General features: G+C 46.3%; 23 protein-coding genes. 3 read left to right on the top strand and 20 right to left on the bottom strand.

What is annotated here, in order from left to right; translation table 11 throughout:
* Positions 1–2: 2 nt before the first annotated feature.
* From MDMS009_RS01130 to MDMS009_RS01070, 13 genes are all read right to left on the bottom strand, one after another.
* Positions 3–326 (bottom strand): cupredoxin domain-containing protein, encoded by a 324-nt coding sequence (locus tag MDMS009_RS01130; protein WP_008290086.1) that lies wholly within the window; start codon positions 324–326, stop codon positions 3–5.
* Positions 326–1654 carry an ATP-binding protein gene (locus MDMS009_RS01125; RefSeq protein ID WP_008290025.1) on the bottom strand — a complete coding sequence of 443 codons (1329 nt, stop codon included), beginning with the start codon at positions 1652–1654 and terminating at the stop codon, positions 326–328. Before MDMS009_RS01125 ends, MDMS009_RS01130 begins: the two co-directional genes overlap by 1 nt.
* Positions 1651–2310: a response regulator gene (locus tag MDMS009_RS01120; protein ID WP_008289949.1), complete on the bottom strand. Its 660-nt coding sequence runs from the start codon at positions 2308–2310 to the stop codon at positions 1651–1653. Before MDMS009_RS01120 ends, MDMS009_RS01125 begins: the two co-directional genes overlap by 4 nt.
* Entirely contained in the window at positions 2291–2962 is a 672-nt protein-coding gene (locus MDMS009_RS01115) for a tetratricopeptide repeat protein (protein WP_008289840.1), read from the bottom strand. Before MDMS009_RS01115 ends, MDMS009_RS01120 begins: the two co-directional genes overlap by 20 nt.
* Before the next feature lie 11 nt (positions 2963–2973).
* Positions 2974–3759: an SDR family oxidoreductase gene (locus MDMS009_RS01110; protein WP_008289910.1), complete on the bottom strand. Its 786-nt coding sequence runs from the start codon at positions 3757–3759 to the stop codon at positions 2974–2976.
* Positions 3747–4415: a TenA family transcriptional regulator gene (locus MDMS009_RS01105; RefSeq protein WP_043887703.1), complete on the bottom strand. Its 669-nt coding sequence runs from the start codon at positions 4413–4415 to the stop codon at positions 3747–3749. Before MDMS009_RS01105 ends, MDMS009_RS01110 begins: the two co-directional genes overlap by 13 nt.
* The gene (locus tag MDMS009_RS01100) at positions 4416–5891 is read right to left on the bottom strand and encodes an AMP-binding protein (RefSeq protein WP_008290026.1); all 1476 of its coding nucleotides are present in this window, start codon (positions 5889–5891) and stop codon (positions 4416–4418) included.
* Positions 5888–6589, bottom strand: coding sequence for a thermostable hemolysin (locus MDMS009_RS01095; RefSeq protein ID WP_008290024.1), 702 nt, complete (start codon positions 6587–6589; stop codon positions 5888–5890). The genes MDMS009_RS01100 and MDMS009_RS01095 overlap by 4 nt, the downstream gene beginning before the upstream one ends.
* A gap of 90 nt (positions 6590–6679) precedes the next feature.
* Complete coding sequence (locus MDMS009_RS01090) at positions 6680–7915, bottom strand: TolC family protein (RefSeq protein ID WP_008289915.1); 1236 nt, start codon at positions 7913–7915, stop codon at positions 6680–6682.
* Positions 7916–7977: 62 nt separating this feature from the next.
* The gene (locus tag MDMS009_RS01085; protein ID WP_052298134.1) at positions 7978–11112 is read right to left on the bottom strand and encodes an efflux RND transporter permease subunit; all 3135 of its coding nucleotides are present in this window, start codon (positions 11110–11112) and stop codon (positions 7978–7980) included.
* The gene (locus tag MDMS009_RS01080; protein ID WP_008290007.1) at positions 11109–12341 is read right to left on the bottom strand and encodes an efflux RND transporter periplasmic adaptor subunit; all 1233 of its coding nucleotides are present in this window, start codon (positions 12339–12341) and stop codon (positions 11109–11111) included. The genes MDMS009_RS01085 and MDMS009_RS01080 overlap by 4 nt, the downstream gene beginning before the upstream one ends.
* A gap of 49 nt (positions 12342–12390) precedes the next feature.
* Positions 12391–15237 carry an RNA polymerase-associated protein RapA gene (gene rapA / locus MDMS009_RS01075; RefSeq protein WP_008289841.1) on the bottom strand — a complete coding sequence of 949 codons (2847 nt, stop codon included), beginning with the start codon at positions 15235–15237 and terminating at the stop codon, positions 12391–12393.
* Positions 15238–15252: 15 nt separating this feature from the next.
* Complete coding sequence (locus MDMS009_RS01070) at positions 15253–15531, bottom strand: cupin domain-containing protein (protein ID WP_008290109.1); 279 nt, start codon at positions 15529–15531, stop codon at positions 15253–15255.
* Positions 15532–15616: 85 nt separating this feature from the next.
* Here MDMS009_RS01070 and MDMS009_RS01065 point away from each other — a divergent pair, with 85 nt between their 5' ends.
* A complete protein-coding gene (locus MDMS009_RS01065) occupies positions 15617–16204 on the top strand; it encodes an IMPACT family protein (RefSeq protein WP_008289954.1) in 588 nt (195 codons plus the stop codon).
* Here MDMS009_RS01065 and MDMS009_RS01060 read toward each other — a convergent pair.
* The 7 genes from MDMS009_RS01060 to MDMS009_RS01030 all read right to left on the bottom strand — a co-directional run bounded on the left by MDMS009_RS01060 (position 16194) and on the right by MDMS009_RS01030 (position 20595).
* On the bottom strand, positions 16194–16826 hold the full coding sequence (locus tag MDMS009_RS01060; protein ID WP_008290009.1) for a class I SAM-dependent methyltransferase: 633 nt from the start codon (positions 16824–16826) through the stop codon (positions 16194–16196). The genes MDMS009_RS01065 and MDMS009_RS01060 overlap by 11 nt on opposite strands.
* Complete coding sequence (locus MDMS009_RS01055) at positions 16826–17548, bottom strand: DUF445 family protein (protein ID WP_008289901.1); 723 nt, start codon at positions 17546–17548, stop codon at positions 16826–16828. The genes MDMS009_RS01060 and MDMS009_RS01055 overlap by 1 nt, the downstream gene beginning before the upstream one ends.
* Complete coding sequence (locus tag MDMS009_RS01050) at positions 17541–17825, bottom strand: hypothetical protein (RefSeq protein WP_008289919.1); 285 nt, start codon at positions 17823–17825, stop codon at positions 17541–17543. Before MDMS009_RS01050 ends, MDMS009_RS01055 begins: the two co-directional genes overlap by 8 nt.
* A 15-nt stretch (positions 17826–17840) precedes the next feature.
* Positions 17841–19142 carry a M18 family aminopeptidase gene (locus tag MDMS009_RS01045; RefSeq protein WP_043887701.1) on the bottom strand — a complete coding sequence of 434 codons (1302 nt, stop codon included), beginning with the start codon at positions 19140–19142 and terminating at the stop codon, positions 17841–17843.
* Positions 19143–19209: 67 nt separating this feature from the next.
* Positions 19210–19656, bottom strand: coding sequence for a hypothetical protein (locus tag MDMS009_RS01040; RefSeq protein WP_008289882.1), 447 nt, complete (start codon positions 19654–19656; stop codon positions 19210–19212).
* 43 nt (positions 19657–19699) lie between these two features.
* Complete coding sequence (locus MDMS009_RS01035) at positions 19700–20128, bottom strand: hypothetical protein (RefSeq protein WP_008289942.1); 429 nt, start codon at positions 20126–20128, stop codon at positions 19700–19702.
* Complete coding sequence (locus MDMS009_RS01030; protein WP_008289994.1) at positions 20125–20595, bottom strand: YcgN family cysteine cluster protein; 471 nt, start codon at positions 20593–20595, stop codon at positions 20125–20127. Before MDMS009_RS01030 ends, MDMS009_RS01035 begins: the two co-directional genes overlap by 4 nt.
* Between MDMS009_RS01030 and MDMS009_RS01025 the strand changes: the two genes are divergently transcribed.
* Complete coding sequence (locus MDMS009_RS01025) at positions 20594–21073, top strand: DUF6231 family protein (protein ID WP_036313385.1); 480 nt, start codon at positions 20594–20596, stop codon at positions 21071–21073. The genes MDMS009_RS01030 and MDMS009_RS01025 overlap by 2 nt on opposite strands.
* A gap of 69 nt (positions 21074–21142) precedes the next feature.
* The gene (ppk1, locus tag MDMS009_RS01020) at positions 21143–23230 is read left to right on the top strand and encodes a polyphosphate kinase 1 (protein WP_008289973.1); all 2088 of its coding nucleotides are present in this window, start codon (positions 21143–21145) and stop codon (positions 23228–23230) included.

Raw genomic sequence — 23230 nt, 5'->3', positions numbered from 1 at the left:
AGTTACTCCACAATCACCTTGCCTTGTGCCGTTTTAGGAAAGAACTCACCAAAAAAGGGATAAACGCCCTTATCCAGTGGCCCGATGAAAATAATAGCCTCACTATTACCAGCGATAACTTTTTCACGATTCAACTCATAGCTCTCAAACTCTTCCGCCGTGGCATCGAGATTTTTGACGTGTAATTTCACTTTGGTATTTGCCGGAATGGTGATTTCATCGGGAAAGAACAAGTGCTCTTTGATTTCCAGCGTAAACACTGGCGGCCCGGCAAAAACTGGGGTGATAGACAGGCAAAGCGCAATAATCAGTAAGGCATAGCGCATTACTTTTTTTCCTCTAAACGAAACCGCACACTAACGCGTAAGCCCTGTTTAAACCGTGACGTACCCAACTCAATCTCAGCCTGATGCATTGCCGCGATATCTTTAACGATTGTCAGCCCAAGTCCGCAGCCAATAATATCGCTGGCATGCTGATCGCCATGTAAACGATAAAACCGCTCAAACACCCGTTCATGCATGTCTGTGGGAATACCCGGTCCGGAGTCTTCTATCTGAAGCAAGGCCTCACCTAGTTTACTACTGATGGAAACATAGATATCACCGTGTTCCGGGGTATATTTACTGGCATTACTGAGTAGATTCTGCACTAAGGTTTCCAAGGCAAATTGATTACCTTTAATAAGGATTTTCTCGCCATCAAGCTCAATGCGTTGTTGCTTACGTTCAAACTGTTCAAAATCACGAGCTACAACAGACTGCACAAGTTTAGTCAGATCAATGTCTTCAAACTTTACCGCGGCCTGGTCGGGCGATGTTCTATAGAGCGCCAGAATTTGTTCAATCAGATGCCCCATTCGCTCAACACCCGTCTTTAACAAGGCGATATCCTCGTCGGTATCACCAAACCGTTGCTTGAGATTATGTAGATGCACTTTAAGGACACTGATTGGGGTTCTGAGCTCATGGGCAGCATCGGCTGAAAAACGTTGTTCTCGAGAAAACGCATCGTGCAGTCTAATCAAGAGAGCATTTGTATTATTGACTACCGTTGTCAGCTCTTTTGGCACCCGTTCCATTTTTATCGGACTCAGATCATCGACTTTTTTATGTCTGATTTGTTGCGCAAGCACACTCAACGGTTTAAGCCCAACCCCGACGGCGAGCCAGATAATCAACGCTGAGAGCGGAATCGCCATAACAATAGGAAGCAAAGACTCTAAAACCACTTCCTCAGCCAGGCTATAACGAATATCAATTCGCTCAGCCACCACAACCCATCGATTCAGGTGGCGATCCTGATACACATAATTTCGCCAACGATAACTGGCATGGTTCACCTCATGAAAGCCTTCATCAAGTTGCCCAATAATCTCATCTGGTGCATTGCGTGAGCGCGTTAGCAACTGCTGACCACCACTTCCCCAGATTTGGAAATAGGTATTGGGTGTCTGTTGTTCGGCGATGTTCTGGTCGGCAACCTGCGCAGAGTTGGCAGAAGCAATCAGTCTGGCTGTACTTTCCAGCCTGGCATCAAACAGGTTCTGTGCTTTCTCCATACTGGCTTGGTAGCCATGTAAAAGAGAGACGAAATTAACCAGTGTAATCGTCGCAATCAGGGCAAGTAGCAGGTAAATACGGATCGATTTCATAAGGCTTTAATGGTATAGCCTACCCCGCGCACGGTTCGTATGAATTGCTCAGGTAACTTTTTCCTTAAATGATGTATATGGACTTCAATAGCATTGCTGGCAATTTCATCTCCCCAACTGTAAAGCTTTGTTTCAAGGCTATCCCGCGTTTGTACGCGACCGACGTTTTCCATCAAGGTTTTGAGCAGCATATATTCTCTTCGCGACAGTTCCAGATCGGCACCATTGACTTTGACTTGTTGCGCTTTGGTGTCCATCGCCACATTACCCACCACCAACTCGGCATGTTTGAGACTACTCAGCCGGCGTTCAAAAACGCGTAATCTAGCCAGAAGCTCATCCGTATCAAAGGGTTTTGCAAGATAATCATCAGCCCCGCCATCAAGACCATCGACCTTATCTTGTAGGGATGATCGCGCGGTCAGTATCAAAACGGGCAATTCAGCATTGATTTTTCGTATGGCTCGGAGAACATCCTGGCCATCCATATCAGGTAAACCCAGATCAAGTACCACCATGTCAGGTGCCGCTGTAGCGACACTCTCTATAGCGAGCCTGCCCAACTGCAGATGGTTGACGATAAATCCTTCACGTTTCAGTGACGTTTTCAGGCCCTGAGCCAGTGAAGGATCATCTTCAATTAATAATACCTGCATGTTTTTTAGTATTTAATTGGTTATGTAGCTGCTGCAATGTTGCCTCTATTTCCTTGTGGCGCCCCTCATCGGCCAGAGGTCTATCAGGTCTCGCCGGTGCCTGTTGTGCTTTAAGCAAATACCGCTCTGCCAGCCCATACTGGCGGTTTTCATACAAAAACTGACCATAGAAGTAATTACTATCTATGCCTTCAGGATTAATGGTCAAGGCTTTTTTTAACAAGGTTTCTGCTTTATCGTCGTCACCGAAGCCTAATGGCCAGCCCGGCACTTTGAAGTAAAGTGTGCCAAGACTGGTATAGGCCGAACCATTTAGCGCCTTGTCATTCAATATCATCGCTTGTTCGAAATCGGCTTTGGCTGCTTTAGCAAGTGACAGCGCGCCTAAGCCTCCCTTCGCCCCCGCATAACTTGATTGAATGATTCCCCGCCAAATAAATGCTTCTGCGGTATCAGGATTGCGATTAACGACACTTGTTGCTTGTTGAACAAGTGTCTTAAATGCTGTTTGTTGAGCTGTATCTGTCAGCTTGTAATTGGTCTGAGCCCAGTCTTTTTGTAACTGTTTTATATCAGTAATCGCATCAGCCAAGGCTATCGACGACGCAGAGGCAGAGATAAAAACAAAACAAGAAAAAATCACATATTTCATGATGTCCTCCACTATAGGTAGCGTTTGATGATAGGAAGCTGTTTGCGGAAAGACTTATCCACTAAGGTCGGTAATAAACTATTGATTTTGACAAATAACTTTTCTGGCCAGCCAAGATAGGTACTAACAATATCTTTTTTGATAAAAGCAATTAAAGCATCCGCGACCTTTTCAGGGCTGTCCATTGCATTCCCCAGAGCTTTATTCATTTGGTTGACACGAACATCGTTCAAAGCTGTTTGGGTGGCTCGAGGCGCGAAATAACGAACCCGAGTGCGGCTATCCATCAACTCACGGTTCAATGCTTCGCTGAAGCCTCTCAAGCCAAACTTACTGGCACAATAGACACTGTATCCTGGCATACCGATACTACCTAAAATTGAACCAACATTAATAATCACTGCACTAGGTTGGGTATTCAGTAGGGATATAAAATCACGACATAAAGCAATCTGGCTGGTTAAGTTGATCGTGACCATTCGCATAATATCGTCGTCGCTATAATCCGCTATCTTGGCGAACTGGTTTATCCCGGCGACGTTTATCAGCATTTGTGGGATGTGCATCAAGCCACTACAGTAATCGAGCAAGCTGACGCGACCTTTACAGCTGCTGATATCAGCCGCGAACTCATAATGTTTATTTCCCAGTGAGGCATTCAATGCCGACAGCCGTACGGCATCTCTGTCTGTCAAGACAAGCCTTGCGCCTTGCTCGGTCAGGCGACGAACAATCGCATGACCGATACCGCCTGCCGCGCCGGTAACAACAATCGTCGTGTCTTTTAAACTGTGCATGGTATCGGTTCCCCTGTAAGCCCTCTGAAAACATTTCCATAGAGGTAATAAAAACGTTTGGCAGCATAAATAATCAGTGCTTGTTCAGTAGGTTCTGATATCCGGTCCATGAGGCCTTCAAAAAATTTTACGTGCTCCTGATCTAAGGATCCGTGGGAACGTAAATAACTAAATGCCTTATTTGGAAGAGTTAATGCTTGCTGAATCGTATCAGCGGCTTTATCGGCTGTCGTGATGCTGGTACCTTCAAGTACATGCACCATGCCGAAAAACCCAAGTGGGTTAACCCGTCCAATCATGTCGTAGGCAAACCCCACCATCAGCTCGGTGTGAATACTAGGTAAGCCACATCGAACCACTTCTTTATCACCACCACAGGCAGCGATATCATTTAAAATCCACTCCTGATGACCTAGTTCTTCTTCTATATATTCTGCAACCGCAGTGCGAAGCCATTCTTTTTCTTCTGGCAGTTTTGCCCCAACGGCCATCAGTAAAGGCACGGTATGTTTAACGTGATGATAGGCCTGCGTTAAAAATGCAATGTAAAGTTCCAAGGTGACTTCACCCTTATTAACCATCTCGAAAATAGGCGCTTCAAAAAGCTGTTGTCGCGCATTGGCTGACTGGATCTGTAAATCGTTAAAAAATGACATTCAAGCCTGCTCCTTATACAAGTCATTAATTTGTTGCTGATAACATGATGAAATTGCTTGTCGAACCGGCCTGCCATTAGTGGTCAAGGTGCCACGGCTAACACTGAGTGGCTCACAAAAATACTGCCACGCCATGATGCGTGCATAATCAGGCAACGTTTGATTGACCTGCTTTATCCACTGATCAATCACTGACGATTCCGTTATCTGTTCACGGGGTTGAATCAGCGCCGTGCAATAAGGCATGGCGTCGCCCAAAACAATGCAGTGTGCTATCGATGGGTTGGCGAGAAGTTCACTCTCAACCCACTCAGGGCTGATATTGCGACCATAACTGGAAATCAACAGATTTTTCTTTCGGCCTCGAATACAGAGAAACCCATCGCTATCGAGATAGCCGAGATCACCTGTTGCGTACTCGGTCTGTTGCCAACTCTCAGGGTGATTCAGGTAACCCAGAAAGACATTGCCTTGAATGATGATCTCATCATTTTGTATACGGACGTCGACATGACTGAGTGGCTTGCCCACGGTGCCTGCTTTAATCATATCTATGGCATTGAGGCATACCACTGAGCCACACTCAGATAAGCCGTAGCCTTCAAAAACTGGTAACCCAGCAGCGCGGGAGCGGTTAAGTAATTCAGTAGAGACTTTACTGCCACCAACGGCTATAAATTTGATACTGGCAGGCAAGCAATACCCTTTGGTGACCGCCTCGCAGAGGATGATCAAAAGCTGAGGCAGCAAGATAATGCTTTCAGGCTTAATACGGGAAAGCGTTCGAGTAAATTGCGCCACATCAAACTGGCTACTACCATTGAAGCCAATGGTGTCGAGCGGTAACAATGTCACGCTGCCCCCACTAAACAGAGGGGCATAAACACCCGCCACGTTTTCCAATAATGTGCTCAGGGGTAAAACACAGAGATGGTTTATCGCTTGATACGCTGTTTTCTCAAGTAATGCTTGTGCCACGTCGAATTGATTTTTCTCACTAAGACACACACCTTTGGGCGATCCGGTGGATCCGGAGGTGAAGGTAATTTTACTGGTTGCCGGAGGTATAGCCGCTTTCCAGTGACTGATAAGCGCGCTGAGTTGAAGCCTGTCATTGATTGCCGTCGTCGTAGATAAGCCACTGGTAAACAGTGGTGCGTCATGCTGACTATGAATCACTGCCATGGCGTTTGCCTGCGCCAGCACCGATTGGCTTTGTTTGGTTGAAAAAAACGCCGGTAAAGGTAATAAAATAACACCGGCTTGTTGACTGGCTAAATCGGCAATGACCCAATCGATGCCATTGTCTTCATATAAGGCGACAACCTCATTTTTATACGCCTGCAGAAAAAGCGTGAGGTGATCGACTTCCGCTATAAAATCAGCCCAATTCAGTGAACGCTTATTATCTGTCAACGCTAAGGAGTCGGGCTGCAAAGCAGCAATAGCACGTAGTGCATTAACTAGAATACTCATAGCCGTAGCGCCACCACAGCACGACCAACCTGTTGCCGATAATTCTTCCGCAATGCGTCCATTAACGGATGTTGATTAAGATTCGAACAGCCTTGCTGGATGTTAGCTGCTAACACAACCGGTTTGTCGTCATAATAACTTCCCCAATTCACCGATTTGTTGCTCAGCTTTGAGGCATTTGCTTCGCCAAGAGACACGGTAGCGATGGCGAGTTTCTCGAGCCAATTTTTCACTGAGCGATTTGCCGTAAATACCACCCATTCAAAACCCGACTGATGCAGAATCTCAGCTAATAGCAAAAATAACGTTTGCGTCGCTCGCTGTCTTGCCGAGGCTAAATTGCCTATTTCAACAATGCCCGCCCTGTTTATCGGGCTTCCTGTAATGACACTCAATGCCGATTCGATAGTGACATCAAGGTATTGCTCGAGAAATAGTGGTTGTTGCTTTTGAGCTAACTGAAACCCTAAAGCAGCAGTGATGCCTGCCTCATTTTTTGCAGCGAGCAAGTTCGGCATAAAGTCTATAATTGAGGCGCCATAGTGTTGTTGAAAACGCTGATGAATAAACTGCTCGGTGAGACCACGATCCAGTGACGCGGCATCGTCCCATGCCAATGTATAGATGGGTAAAACAGTTGTTTTTTGTGGCGCTAAGTCGTGGTTTTTTGCTGATTGCAGCGTGAACAAGGCTTCCATACATCACTCCAGTGAGTTTTAAGTATGGTGCCTAGGTTAATTGCCAAAACTTAAGAGAAAATTAAGGCTAAGAAGTGCATTTAAAAAAGTCTACAAAATTACGCCTAACGCCTGATTTAACGCGGCTTTTTGCTGCTTAATTTGCACTTCAAGTTCACGTTTACGGCTCTGGCTGGTATTTGCCAATACTTGGCTGCGAAGCAAATCAATCAGGTTGAGTTCGCCCAAATCAAAAGCTCGCTTTTGAAGCTGATAATACTGCTGCGTGGTTGCATCTTGTTTGCTGACTAAGGCTAATTGTTCTTGGGTGCTCGCAAGTTGTTGCTGGCGAGTTAGCAAGCGTGTATCTAACTCACGTAATAAGGCTTGTCGTTCGACCTGTGCATCAGCTAGTTCTGCCCCCGCTTTTGCAATAGCAGGCTGACTAAAGCGGCTATCGTCAAATGCAAAACTGATACCGAGCCCCAAGCTATTATTAAAACTTTCATCAAAGTCACCGCGTTCGCGTCTGACACCCACAGCTAGATTCGGATTAACCGCGGCATCAAATTGCGCCACCCCCATCTCTGCTTGCAGGCGGGCAATGACCTGATCCTGTAATAACAATCGAGGGTGGGTTTGCTTCCAATCAACCGCTGGCGCTACCTCCTCAACAACGACAGACGGCAACGCGGTTTCACCGGTTATCAACGCATATACCTTGAGTTGTTGTTTTAATAAAGCGGCTGCATCGGCTTTTTTACTGAGTGTTTCCAGGGTATTACTGCTTGCGAGCAAACGTTCCGTCCTCGGCAAATCACCTGCTTTAACGCGGTGTTCAACATCCTGTTCGAGTTTTCGTGCTGTTTGCCAGGCAATAGTCGCCTGCTCAAGCTGGACTTCGGCAAGTTTTACTTGCCATAGTAACTGACGTACCTCTCCAGACGCCTGTAATCTCAACTGTTGTTGATAGGCAGGTAGTTCGGCAGCAATCTTATCTGATAGAGCCTGCTGCTTCTGTTTTTGACCAGGCAGCCATAGTGGCAGATCGACACCACTTTCCCACTCCTGAAAACCATCGCTACTTCCAATGGCATCGTTATAATGACTTAGATTAGCTATAGCGGGTGCAGCAAACAGCGTATTCGTCACCGCGTCATTCGCCTGGCGAAGCTGCTCATACTTTGCTTCACCGGCCTTTCCAGGTAACCGTTGATACACCTTCTCGGTCAGGCTGGCTAAGCTTAGTTGGTTTGAATACTCGGCTTCAAGCTGCTCTGCCAAGGTAACGTGAGAAAACAGACTGGCTATAAAAAACGCGGTTAGCAAATGTTTTGTCACGTACATAAATTTTCCTTTCGTCATCATCGCGGTTAGTACTAATTATCGTTTTTATTAAGACTAACTTATCAAATTTGACTGCTTTGCTGTGTTGTCGGGGTTTCCATCCGGCCTACTGCACTTTCATGAACTGACAACAGAGCCGGAATAACCAGTAAAACCAAGAGTGTTGCGAACATCAAACCGAACGAAATAGACACAGCCATAGGAATTAAGAATTGCGCCTGCAACGAGGTTTCAAACAGTAAAGGTGTGAGGCCGCCTACAGTTGTTAATGACGTTAGCAAAACAGCACGGAGACGTTTAGTGGCTGCCTCGATAATCGCCTGCTGAGTTTCCATGCCAGCCTCGCGCAGGTGCTTAAAGAATGTCACCAAAATAATCGAATCATTAACGACAATACCGGATAAACCAAAAATACCGAATAAGGACAAAATTGTTAGATCAATATTAAGTAACCAATGGCCAAAGATTGCCCCGATCAAACCAAATGGAATCGCTGTCATCACCACCAAAGGCCAACCATAGGATGCAAACACCCACGCCAACACCAAATAGATCATGACAAAGGCAAGCATCATACCCTGCATCATATCTCCGATTGTTTCAGCCTGCTCCTCTGCTCTACCCTCATAAGCGATTTTGACGCCATAGCGGGATGACAAAGCGGGTAAAAATTCCTGCTGCATATCTGCAAGTATTTCGTTGTTGTTATTGACCGTTGCATCCACAGTGGCTGTTGTATGTATCGCCAGCTGGCTATCGGTATGACGAAGTACATCAAAGCCACGCCGTGACTCAAACTCAACCACACTCGATAAAGGCGCACTGCCTCCCTGAGGTAATCGCACCATAAAGTTTTCTAATGTCGCTAGGGTGTTGCGTTCATGGTCAGGTAACATCACCCGCACTTCGACTTCATCATCACCATCTTGGAAAATCTGTACCAGTTGCCCATCAAATGCTGCACGTAGCTGGCGACCGACATTATTCACGGTCAGCCCTAATACTTCCCCCTGTCCTTTAATGCGATAAATCAATTGCTCCTGACCATAGGGCATATCATCTTCAATCGCACTAACGCCCGCATAATCTTTTAATTTTTCCGTTATGTCTTGTGATGCAGCTTTTAAGGTGTCTGCCGACGCACCCGTTAGCCGAATATCAATATCCTTACCCGGCGGGCCACCTCGGCGCTCGCTAATGGTGAAGGTTTCAATCCCAGCGGGAAGTTGGATGTTGTTTTGCCAAGCATTTATAAAGTCTTTATTTCGGATATCACGCTGGTCCGGTGAAATCATTTCTAATTGAATCGAACCAAAGCGTTCATCGACTTGGGAACCGCTACCACTGGCATTGGCGGAAGCGGCTGTCCCCATACGCGTTACAGCCATTTGCACAATATCGGTTTCCATCTCATTGGTGGTTTTTTCTAATGCTTGATTAACATGACCGAGAAAACGCTCAACATGAGAGCCAGGGGTGCCCGCTATAAATCGAGCATTTACAACGATAGTCGTGCCTTCGGGTGAAGGGAAAAAATTAAACAATATACGACCACTTGCTAATAATCCGAAGGCGACAATGAGTAAAGCAATCGTGGCGGTGATCGTCGTCCAACGATTTTTCACCGCCAGTGTCACCAGCGGTTTAAATTGGCGATCACGAAAAAAGTTAAATTTATCGTCTAAATACTTTCTAAACCGTCCTGGCTCTGCATGATGCATAGTATGAAATGAATGGCGTAAGTGACCGGGAAGTATAAGAAAACTCTCAATCAACGAAGCAATAATCACACACACAACAACAAACGGAATATCGAACAGAATATTGCCGATTACCCCACTTATCAGCATCAAAGGCAGAAATGATGAGATGGTCGTCAGTGACGATGAAATGACCGGTGCTAACATGCGTCTGGCACCACCTTCAGCCGCTGTTAATGAACGCTCACCACTTTGGTAGTGAGATAAGGCATCTTCCCCCACCACGATGGCATCATCAACGATGATCCCGAGCGACATGATCAGACCAAACAGGCTAATCATATTAATGCTACCACCCAGCAGATAGAGCACAGATAGCGCAGCCATAAACGACACCGGTATACCCACCGCAACCCAGAAGGCGACGCGACCATGCAAAAATAGGAATAAGACGCCGAGTACCAAAATCAGCCCGGTTAGTCCATTGGTTAGCAGTAGATTGATGCGCTCTTTAATTAATGCCCAGCTCGCATCATAGACTTTGATTTGAACGCCTTTTGGCAGAGTAACTCTTGTTTCATCGAGCCATTGCTCCATTATTTTAGCTGAATCAAGTGCATCGGCATTTTCGGTTCGCTGTAATTCGATTTCGACTGCAGGCTGACCTTTGTAGAACACGTTTACCTGATTTCGCATCGGTCGTCGTTCTATTTCTGCGACATCGTCGAGGGTGAGCAAACCGCCCTCAAAATCACTTTTTAACGGCAAGGTGCTAAAGGCACGAGCGTCTCGCCGCTGATCCAGACTGCGAAGCTGACGCGCCGTTTCATCATTTCCCACTTCTCCAGCGGGTAAATCTTGGCTTTGCTCGCCAATACGTTGGCCAACCTCTTCAAAACTCAAGCCCAGTGATTCCAGTTCGTGTGTGCTCAACTGAATCGCTATTTCTTCTTCGGGAAGCCCACTGATGTTTACTCGTGAAATCCCCCTATCAAGTAACTCATGTTCAATCTGATGGACCAGATCACGTAACTCACTCAACTTTCCTTCTGTTGTCACCAACAAACGCGCCACGCTGTCATAGCGAGTTACGAGAGTTACTTCGGGGGTTTCAGAATCAGTCGGTAGGTTACGCAATCGGGCAATATGATCTTTGACCTGATCCAGGGCTTTGCCCATATCAGTACCTTCTTCAAACTCCAGTGTAACCAGTGCTGAGCCATAAGATGAGGTCGATGTCATCTTATCAACGTAATCGATCGTCCTTAATTCTTGTTCAATCCGGCTGGATAAGGCATCTTCAACATCCTCCGCACTGGCGCCTCGCCACTCAACACTTACCGTGACAATGTCTAAGGCGAAGTTTGGAAAAAACTGGGTATTAAGTTTGCTCAACGCCAAGGTACCGGCAATGAGCATAATAATCATCAGAAGATTTGCAGCGACCTTATGCTGGGCAAATACACCGATAAAATCTCGACGGGGCTGGTCACTCACTCAGCGATCTCCACCTTCAAACCGGTGATAGCATTCGGGAGCTGGGTTATCGCAATCATGTCACCAGCGGCTATTTCATTGCTGCGAATTAAGACACTATTTTGACCTGATGGGCGTGCCACTTCGCCAATCCGCTCGATCGCCACGGCTTGCAAAAAACCCTCTTGAATCAAATAGACATGATCCAATCCGTACAGCGCGCTAAACGGAATTTCAATCACGTTTTCTTGCTTGGCTAACTGCAGTTGCAGTTCAACAAATGTCCCCAATGGTAACGGCTCGACGTTGTTAATCAGACGAAATAGTCCATCCAATCCACCGCTATCTTGCCTCACTTCTCCTGATAGACGAGTCAATTCCAAATGAATCGTTTGTCCATCTAACTGTGCAACAGCCTGTAACGATTTACCCTTTTGCATCATCTGGCGAACTTGATTGATGTAACGGCCGGGAATTTGTGCTCTGACTTCCAAATTATCTAAGTCATAAACCTGAACTAAGCTATCGCCGGCACGCACTCTATCCCCCAATGCGACATTGAGTTTGGCTACCCGTCCATTAAAAGGGGCTTTAATCTCAGTTCGACGCTGATTCACTTCCGTTTGTTCAAGTAATGCCTGTGCACGACTGAGTGCCGCCCGACGTTGGGCTAAGCGGGCAGGATGTTCATCAATATCAAACTGCAGTTGCTTAAGCGACAAAACTTGTTGCTCATATGCCGCCTTCGCTTCATCCAGCGCGGCTTTAGAAGCCAGCCGGGTTTGTTCCAGCTTTTGCGCCCGCACCACTGCCTTGTCAGCAAGCGCGACGAGCTGTTGCTGATTGTCGAGTAAGGCAGTATCGCGTTTAAAACGTGCTTTCTCACTGTCTATTGAGGCAAGAATTTCGTCAATATCGGCTTGCCGCTGTTGACGTTGTAATAGCACATCCGTGTCATCCAGCTTTAACAACCGTTGTCCGGAACGAACATTGTCACCTTCTAGCACGTGCACTTGTTCGACATCGGCCTCTAATGATGCTTTGAGCATGGCATCACGCGGGGTTTCCACACGACCATAGATCGTAATATCTGGCGCGATGGTGGTAAATTCAGCGGTCACCGCTTCAACCAGCCATGATTTTTCTACTGGCTCACGTACCGCTGTTTCTGGACGGGTCAATTTAAGCGCACTAAATATAACGACTGCCGCAATGATGATAATGAAAGGTAAAGCAATCTTTTTAAACAATGTGCGCTCCAAGCAGTTTGCGTTTTACATCAACCCAGACTATCCCACTTTATGATGGTTCGGTCACAATCGCGACCCTGACGGCATCCAGCCTCAACTCTGCTGATTGTATACTATCTGCCAGTTGTGCCCGACGTTGCGCCAGAAAATCAATTTCTTGCTGGCGAATAGTTGGGTTCACCTCTGCCAATGCTTGCAGTCGTTGTTGTTCTGCTTCTAACTCTGCATGCATCGCATCTAAGGCTTGCTGGCGAATCCGTTCTTGTGGTGCCACTACCGCTTTCTCAGCGTGTTCGATCAGCCCGGAGATTTGACCTCTGGCATGGCGAATCAACTCTTGCGCCGTTGCGCGTGGTATACGACCCGCTAGTTTATTAAACTCACGATCAGGCACACTCTCCTGATGTTGTCTGCCACGTTCGTCAATCACTAATCGAAGATGACTGTCTGTGATGAAACGGTTCGTCTGTAATTGTCTTCCCGACACACAATTAACCACAAACAAGGCTTCTAATAACAAAGTACCGGCGTTAAACGCACTGGTTTCAAGCGTACAGAAAGCGCTGTTCCCTAAGTCACTACTGATGACAAGATCCATCGCACCGGTGACCATTGGGTGTTCCCAACTCAGAAATGCCATATCTTCACGACTCAACGCCCGATGTCGCTGGTAAGTCGCTGTTAAACCATCCTCCGGTAAAGCGGGAAACTGCTCAAACAACATATGAGAGCCCGGTTCAACGATGATGCTGTCAGCACTATGTGTTTGTTGATCGACACCAAATGCATCGAAGACATCATCCATATAGTCAGCTAACTCTAACGCTCGCGTGGCATCTTCCAGTTCTGCAACGATTAATCCGGCATCCTGTTTGTCGAACGAGTTACGTTCCAGCAAGCGGTTTCTACCTGATTGCATCGCTGCCAGCGTTGTCGCCACAATCTCTTGAGTACTTTCAATTAATTCTGACTGTGCTTTTTTATCATTACTGTCTTGCAAACACCGCTGTAATAAAACATCGGTTTGGGCTGACACAACTTGACCCGCAGCAAACACACGTTCAAATGCGTTCATGCCCTGGTGATACCAGTTGAACAATACTTGCTGAGCACTTTTTTCATAAAAAGGTACGTGAATATTGACAGCATGGTGCTGCCCAATACGATCTAATCGACCAATACGTTGCTCCAGCAAGTCTGGATTGTTCGGTAAATCAAACAACACCAGTTGATGGCAAAACTGGAAGTTACGGCCTTCACTACCAATTTCAGAACAGACTAAGCATTGGGCGCCCTCTTCCTCTTCGGCAAAGAAAGCAGCAGCGCGATCACGGTTCACCAGACTCATATCTTCATGGAATACCGCACTGCGCACGCCATGGTGGAGCCGCAACAGGGTTTCCAAGTCCATCGCGGTATCGGCCTGGGCGCAAATAATCAGCACTTTGTCCTGACGATGTGCTTTTAAGAAATCAACTAACCACTGCACCCGTTCATCAGTTTGCAACCAAGCATCACCTAATAAGTTTTCAGGCAGCAAAACGGGTTCGTCAGAGGTTTGTAAAGCTTCTGGCAAGGTCAAAGGATAAGGGTGCAATACACGCTCGGGGAAACCGGCAACCACATCACGGGTATTTCTGAATAACACTCGGCCAGTGCCATGCCTATCCAACAACTGTCTGATGGCTATCTGACTGGCATCTAGGAATGTGTCCTCAACAAGCAATTGCGCTAGTAAATCGGCATCGAGATACTCAGCAAGCTGCTTTTGAGTTGCGGGTTTTTGTACCTGTTCTAACGCTGTATCAGCATCGAGCAAGTCAATGAGTTCACTAACGGGTTGATAGGCTTCTTCCTGCTGTTTAAATGCTGCCAAATCATGGAAACGATCCGGATCTAACAAACGCAGACGTGCAAAATGGCTATCAATACCTAATTGTTCTGGCGTTGCCGTTAATAGCAGCAGGCTCGGTATTTGGGCAGCGAGTGTTTCAATCAGGGCGTATTCGTCACTAACGTTCCCTTCCTGCCAGTAAAGATGGTGTGCCTCATCGACAATCATCATATCCCAGTCGGCAGCGGTCACATCGGCCTGCATATCCGGGTGTGCAATAAGCTCCGACAGGCCACATAGCACCAGTTGAGCACTATCAAAAGGATTGCCTTCATCCTGTTCGGTCAACGCCTCATGACGATCTTTATCAATCAGAGTAAAACGCAGGTTGAACCGTCTGAGCATTTCTACCAGCCATTGATGCAATAACGCATCAGGCACCACAATCAATGCTCTTCTCACCTGTCCGGTTAATACTTGGCGATGTAGAATCAAACCCGCTTCAATGGTCTTACCCAAGCCCACTTCATCAGCCAACAATACCCGAGGGGCAAAACGTTGCGTTACATTGCGCGCGATGTAGAGCTGATGTGGTAAGAACTGTACGCGACCACCCAACAGACCATAGACAGACGAACTCAGCAAACTGTGTTGGTGTGCCAGGGTTTTTGCACGTAATTCAAACTTACTGTTTTTATCAACCTGACCGGCAAAAAGCCGATCCTGGGGTTTGTTAAAGTGAACGCGGCTGTCCAGATCCATTTCATGAATACTGATAGCGTCACCATCACTGCTATCACCCTGATAAATATAATTACCATTGAATTCCTGAACGGTGGAAATGGTAAAGCTTTGCTGCTCTCGAGTTTTGACTTGTTCACCAACTGAATAGATCACACGGCTTAACGGGGCATTATTCGCCGCGTAAAACCGGGTTTCCTCGGTTGCTGGAAAAAACACTTCTATTTGGCGACCACTTAATTGTTTGATGATCCCCAAACCTAGTTCGGCTTCGCTATTACTGACCCATCGTTGGCCGACTACAAACTCACTGTCTGACAAAATATTCCCCGATTGTTAACCAAATTGGTAATGTTTACGTAAATCTTGTTTGATCTCCCAGCGGCAGGACAAGCCTGCTGCAAAGGTGACGAGATCACCCGCTTTGAGATGAACAATTTCCTGCCCATCAGCTGATGTCACGACGACTTCGCCATCTAAAATATAGGCTGTTTCTGTCTCATCGTAATGCCACGGAAATTCTGATTGCCCTTTTTCCCAGATAGGCCATGCATAAACGCCAAGGTCGGTAAGACGTGCCTGCTCTGCTTGATGTTCTACTGTAATGGCTTTCATCTTCTCATCCTCTGCTGGGTGATAAACACCTGCTATGGTGCGATATGTTAAATTGTTACATGTCTTTTTCCTATAGCTAGCAACAATGGCGTCCGAATTATTCACTATCACCACATCAGTTCAGGCTGAGTATGAAATCAAAAAATCTCGCTTTATTGGTGCCATCATGCCCTGTAATAACGAGCAAGAGGCGTTACATCAACTCGGCTTATTAGCGCGCCAACATCCCAATGCAAATCATCTGGCTTTCGCTTGGCGCATCAGGCAACCAGAAGGTTTTATTACTGAGCGATTTCATGATGCGGGTGAGCCCTCTGGTACAGCAGGCCGCCCTATTCTGGCACCGCTTGAAGGTGAATCATTGATCAATACAGTGGTGGGCGTGGTGCGCTATTTCGGGGGCATTAAACTCGGCACGGGTGGTTTGACCCGAGCTTATGCCACAGCGGCAAAAGAGGCGATGGCTGCGGCAACCATTATTCCCTGGGTTGAAATGGCTGAGGTCACATTAGAAATTGATTATCCGCAATTACAAATGCTGGAATATCAATTGAAGCAAGTGCGTGGACAAATTATTGATCAGCAATTCACTGATAAAGTCACCATCACTTTTACCCTGCCAGCCAAACTACGTGACGATATCGTCAAACAGTTTTCAGGGTTTAGTGGCTGAACACCACCAGTCTCCCATCTATATCTGGCTTTTTAAACCCATATTTATCAGCAATATAGCTCAATGTGTTACGGTGATACATAAATACATGTGTCGGATCGTTTTTATAATTCCAGCGGTGAAAATCAATTCCCTCATGATACAACTCCGTCATGCACAACAATTGCCCATTCGCTTTTAATAACTGATTTAACAAAGCAAAGCTTTCAGCTGGCTGGTGGAAATGTTCAATCACCTCACAACTGCAAATGTAGTCATATTGTTGATTTAGTAAGGTAGCATCATCGAAAAATAAAGGATCGTAAGGCGTAATAGCAAAGCCTGCTTGCCGCAACACATGACTAATCACTGGCGCGTGACCGGCACCAAAGTCTAAGCCTTTGTGATGTTGCATGAAATCCTTAGTAACGCGCCGCGTGATTGGCGAGACAAAGTGTTGAAACCGACCATCCTCAACATCATTCAAGTGTTCTAAATAACGTTTTTCTTCTGTGCTTCTGTCTGGCCACAAGCCCTTATCCATAAACACAGCCTGACAAAAGCCACACTGATGATAGAGACGAGCCTTAAATTGATAAAACACCGCTGCCGAATGCTGGCATAACGGGCAGGATGCTGACATCAGAGTGGAATAAAGCTGGTCGCAAGACCAATCAGACCACCAAACACGCCGCCCCAGACTACAAGCCAGCCCAGATGTTGACGAATCATGGTCTGGATTATTTGCTTCACCATCTGCGGGGTAAGTTCATTTAAACGCGATTGCACAATATGTTCGATTTGCTGATGAATATCATCAAACACAGAGACGCTGCTTAATTTATCTTTAACGCTGGCCTGAAAAGAGTCACTGTGTGCCATATCGTTCAAAGACACTTTCATCTTATCGATAAAAGGCTGTTTCAACGGTTCTAAAGCCGATTGACCACCAAACATCGATAGCATACTGCCAAACGACGACTCCATAATGGTCGTCACCAAGCTATGGTATGCGGGCTCCAGATCGGTGTGCTCAATGACATCAGTAAAATCTAACCGGCGCTTGGCATTATCAGCGACCATTTCAGCCATGAAGCGATCCACATTATCTTTGCTGAAAAACTGATCCATCACCAGTTGCTCTATGCCCGCTTTAAAATCATTAAAGCGTGCCGAAATCACACCAGAGCCATACAAGCCCGGCACTTTTTCAAACAACATATGAATGGCCAACCAGTTAGTGACTCCGCCCGCTAAGGCAAACAAACCGGTATTTAACACTGCTTCTTTAAATGGTGGCTCAAGCAGTAAGCCAGTGGCGACCAGTCCCGTGGCCACCACATTGGTTATGAGGCTTTTATTCATCGGTCCATTTAGTCAATGCAGCAATGATTTGTGACGCTTGGTCACGACTGGAAATATTAAATTTAGAGCGTTGATTGTATTCACCATTACGCTTCTGATAACGACGAATGGTGTATTTATCAGCACCAAAATCACCCGTTTTACGATCCAAATCTTGATAACGAAACATCACCGTTGCCCATGCGCCTTTTGTCAGCACAACTTTGTCGAGCTCCTTAACGGTCATTTGCTCGCCTTCGTGATATTCAACGGTTAATTCATCAACTGTTTCAGCCATAAAATGTAATGTCCTTTAGTGAGAGTTTTGATTAAAAAATGCAGTTAAAACGGTGTGTAGCATCGCAGCATCGCGACTCCCTGCCAATTCGCGAATCGAATGCATGGCAAAGGTAGGGACACCAATATCTAAGGTACGCACACCAATATTTGAAGCGGTGATCGGCCCAATCGTACTGCCACATGCCATATCTGTACGAACGACAAAGTCCTGCACAGGCACATCATTTATTTCGCATAGTTGACGAAATACAGCACTTGTCTCACTGCTTGTGGCATAGCGTTGATTGGCATTGGTTTTGATAACCGGCCCTTTATTCAGCAGTGGCCCATGTTCAGCATCATGCCGATCAGCATAATTAGGGTGCACGGCATGCGCATTATCAGCGGAGATCATCATCGAATGATCCATCATGCGCTGATAGTTTTCTGAGTTATACGACAATCGTTGCAAAACAGATTGCAGGAAATTGCCCTGCGCACCGCTGCTGGATTGACTGCCGACTTCTTCATGATCATTGCACACTAACAGAGCAGAGCGTTTGCCGTCAGCCTTTAACAGTGATTGCAAACCGACATAACAACTCAGCAAATTATCCAGTCTGGCAGCACTGATAAAATCACCGGATAGCCCCGTGACAGCGGCCTTTTGCGTGTCGTAAAAGCAGATTTCATAATCCAACACTTTGCCAATATTGAGCTCAGGATGCTGTGTTCGACACTGCTGCTCGAGTAAGGCTCTGAAATCAAGCGTTTCACCTTCATCGAGCTGAGTCAAAATAGGCGGTAAATGCTGTTGCGGGTTAACACTGCGACTTTGATTAACGTCTCTATCTAGGTGAATAGCTAAACTAGGAATCACGGCAACAGCTTGTTCAAAATCAACCAAGACGTGTTTAATCTGCTGTGATTCAGTTTGGTAACTTACTCGCCCCGCCATCGATAAATCACGGTCAAACCATGGATTAAGTAAGGCGCCTCCATAGACTTCAACACCCAACTGTAAAAGCGTTTTCTGTACTCTTTCAGGTTGTGGTTTTACTTTCAGACAAGGGCTGTCAGTATGCGCCCCGACCATATTCAAACCTTGAGAAGCCAAATCACCTTCTGCCAAATAAAATGCCACGATAGATGAATCATTGCGGGTGACATAATAACGGCCGGGGGTTAGCTGTCCCCAACTTTCACCTTCGTGTAGCTGGATAAAGCCCTCTTTCTGCAACGCCTGTTTCATCGATGCCACCGCATGGTATGGCGTGGGCGAATTATCGATGAAGGCACATAGGCCCTGATTAAATTCTGTTGTTGGTATAGCCATGTAAAGTCGCTATCAGTATGAGAAATGAGCGGTATGATACCGCTTTTATTAATTAGGTTCGATGCGCTTAGTCTTCGAGCACACGTCCCCGGTACATTCTTGGTGGCTTTTTCTTGACTGGTTCAGCAGCGGGTTTTTTCATGGTTGGCATGACTTTTTTATCTTCAATCTCAACGCCACGATAAACACGCTTGCGGCTTTCTGCGCCCAAATCGTTATGGTTCAGATGTAAACCAAGTTGTTCCAGAATATTCTGCGAATCATCTATATAGGCTCGACTGCTCAGCGGCATTTTTACCTGCTGTTTAAAGGAAAACCGTTCAATTTTCATAAACGGTAATTCAGAAACGACTTGTTCGCCTCGCTCTCTGCCGAAGGATAAAGCGGTAATACGTCCATTCTCGATAATAATGTGACACGCTTTGTTATCAGTGGTGGTAATGAAAAACGTGCCGGTTTCAGTGGCGTGACACAAATTAGCGAGATTTTTAAGAACTTCCGCATTCCTTATCATTTGGTACGAACACCTCTATGATTGATTCAACGTGAGTCTTAGATTACATCACATCGTCATCATTGTTGGTTTTTTTCCTGACTCGCTTCGACAGTCCGCCATGTAAACGACAACGATCGGCTAAAGCGCCAAGTCCCCATGCTTCGGGTGGTCTGATAGCAACAGAACGTTTGCAGCGTTTGCCCCCTGGCAGTCTGGCGCCACATTCTGGTCGATAGCGTTTTATCTTTTCCCAGCCTTCCAGTGTTTGTGAGGCTTTTCGAATAACTTTTACTTCGCGCGGTGATAACTGACTTTGATCAACAGGATGCGTTTCCTGATCGGTATGCCGCCACCAGTAACGAACAACAGGCACGGGCAGACCAAAACGCCGTGCTAAATCATCCGGTTTCCGATAAATTTCATAGTCTAATAGCAGCAATGCGGCTTGCTCTAAACGTGCTGTGAAATCCCGACTTTCTTCAGGTCTCATGCATCAGGATCGGGTTCGTGGCTCAGACCAATCACCGCCTCGGTCAAATCATCAATGTCATCTTCTGGCTGAGCAATATCTCTGACCGAAATACCCGCTTTATGAACACTGTCAGGATCGCCGGTTATCAGTGGATGCCAATCGGGTAATGGCTCGCCTTCAGCTAATAAACGATAAGCGCATGTCGATGGCAACCAATCGAAATAATGCGCATTATCAATGCTAAGTTGAATACAATCTGGAACCAGACTTTGACGATTGTCGTAATCTTTACAGCGACAAGAACCGATATCGAGCAATGAACACGCCGCTTTGGTGTAGTACATACGGCCGTCATCGTCATCTTCCAGCTTGTGAAGACAGCATCGTGCACAGCCATCGCAGAGACTTTCCCACTCTTCGTGGGTCATCTGGCTTAGTCGTTTGTGTTTCCAGAACTCAACAGATGTTTTATCCTGATTAGTCATGACAGATTCATATGCCTTATCCAGCCTGTTAGCGCCGTTCGTCAGTCAGTTCAACCCGAAATCAATATTGACTGCCGGTGAGACAGCAGCGGCTTGCCTGCAAACCGATAATGATACTAGATTGCAGCATTTGACGACACCGTTTAGCCAGCAGCAACTGTTAGAAGTATCTCCGATAGATCTCGCCCTTGTCAGTCATTTGACCGAATCACTCGATAAAGCAGCGGCGCAACAATGGCTGGGAATGATTAAAAATCGCTACGCACCCCATGTCATTTTGATTAGTCACCCAGAGCTTGCGCAACAAAAAGGCTGGCAATTTGTTGATTATTTAGCAATGGGCTTTAAACATATCGCCGGTAGCGACGATGGCCTGCAGGTGTTTAGCTACGCCATCGAAAATTACCAGCCCAAACGCGAATGGTTGAACAGCCGTTTCTGGGCAAACCCAGAAATGTATGGCAAATACCGCTGGTAACAGTCATCACGATGTCACAATAGGCGTCTATAATAGACAAAATGCTTTTTAACCAGGCACAAAGGAATCATGAAACAAGAAGTCACCGTCGATCTGAATAACCCTGCGCTCTATATCAACCGCGAACTCGGCCTGCTCGAGTTCAATTGGCGGGTTTTACAACAGGCACTGGATACCAATGTCCCGCTTCTAGAACGTCTGAATTACCTTTGCATTTCTAGCACCAACTTGGATGAGTTTTTTGAAGTCCGCGTCGCTGGCCTGATTCAACAAATCGAAATTGGTGATCCTTACCTTGAAGCCGATCAAATCACCGCTCAAGAATGCCTCAAGCTGATTAATCAGCGTGCCCATGAGCTGGTAGAAGAACAATACAAAATATTGAATGAAGTGTTACTGCCGGAGCTAGAGCAGGAAGCAATTCAGATTTTGCCTCGCTCACAATGGACTGATGAACACAATAAGTGGCTTAAGAAGTATTTCCGTGAGGAAATCCTGCCAATATTAAGCCCGATGGGATTAGATTCAGCACACCCCTTCCCCCGTCTGCTCAATAAGAGTTTGAATTTCATCGTGTCACTGGTCGGTAAGGACGCATTTGGTCGTGATCGAGGCTATGCCATTTTGCAAGCACCACGTGCTCTACCACGCGTAATTCAATTGCCAGAAGACGTCTGTAATGAAGGCGAATACAAATTTGTGTTCCTGTCATCCATTATCCATGCCTTTGCGGAAGATTTATTTTTTGGCATGAAGGTGAAAGGCTGTTATCAGTTCCGGGTAACCCGTAACAGTGATCTGGCGATTGATACTGAAGAAACCAGTGATCTTCTGGCCACCATTGCCGATGAGTTGACGCTGCGCAACTACGGCGACGAAGTTAGGTTAGAAATTGCACATAACTGCCCCGAAGATATGGTGGAATTCCTGCGCAATGAATGTGCGATGGAAAGCGATAATGTTTATCTTGTAAACGGTCCAGTCAATCTGAGCCGAATCCAGGCAGTCAGTTCGCTCGTGGATAGACCCGATCTCAAATTCAAACCGTTTTCTCAAGGTCGTCCTGCCGGTTTGAGTACAGATACAGATATCTTTGCTGCACTTCGCAAACAGGATATGTTGCTCCATCATCCATACCAGTCATTCACGCCCATCATCGAGTTACTCAAACAGGCCGCGACGGATACCAGTGTATTGGCAATCAAACAAACCTTGTATCGCACCGGTGCCAAATCTCCGATAGTCGATGCACTGGTTTCGGCTGCGCAAGCGGGTAAAGAAGTCACTGTTGTCATTGAGCTGCGCGCGCGTTTTGATGAGGAAGCCAATGTGGCTTTGGCGGCACGTTTGCAAGAAGCCGGTGCCCATGTTGTGTATGGCATTGTGGGTTATAAAACACATGCCAAAATGATGCTGGTATTGCGTCGTGAAAATGGCAAGCTACGTCGCTATGCTCACCTTGGCACAGGTAATTATCACCGCAGCACATCACGAATATACACAGACTACGGATTGCTTACATCGGACAAGCAAATTGGTGAAGATGTAAACAACTTGTTCATTCAGCTCACTAGCTTGGGCAAAATTCCGCAAATGCATAAGTTGCTTCATGCCCCGTTCACCTTACACGAAGGTTTGTTGAACAAAATCGCTCGCGAAATTGAGCATGCAGAAGCCGGTAAACCGGCCCATATCATCGTCAAAGTCAATGCGCTTGTTGAGCAGGAAATTATTCAAGCGTTTTACCGGGCATCGATGGCTGGTGTAAAAGTTGATTTGATTGTACGCGGCATTTGCTGTCTGAAACCCGGGGTTAAAGGACTGTCAGAGAACATTAAAGTACGCAGTATTATTGGCCGTTTTCTGGAGCATACTCGCGTCTTCTTCTTTGAAAACGATGGTTCACCTGAAGTCTGGGCTGGTAGTGCTGACTTAATGAAACGCAACCTACTGCGTCGCGTTGAGACCTGCTTCCCGATTGAGTCAAAAAAACTACGTGAGCGTATAATCGACGATCTGAATGTCTATTTGTCTGACAATACGCAGGCATGGCTACTCAATGAAGATGGACGCTACACGCGAACGACTCGCCCTGACAATGAAGACGTTATCTCAGCGCAGACAACCTTGTTAGAGCTAATGGCAAAGACCTACTAA

Origin of the sequence: Methylophaga thiooxydans DMS010, from assembly GCF_000156355.1 — a bacterium.
Classification (GTDB): Bacteria; Pseudomonadota; Gammaproteobacteria; order Nitrosococcales; family Methylophagaceae; genus Methylophaga; species Methylophaga thiooxydans.
Note: the sequence above shows the minus strand (reverse complement) of the source record. Positions and strands in the feature narration are given on the sequence as shown.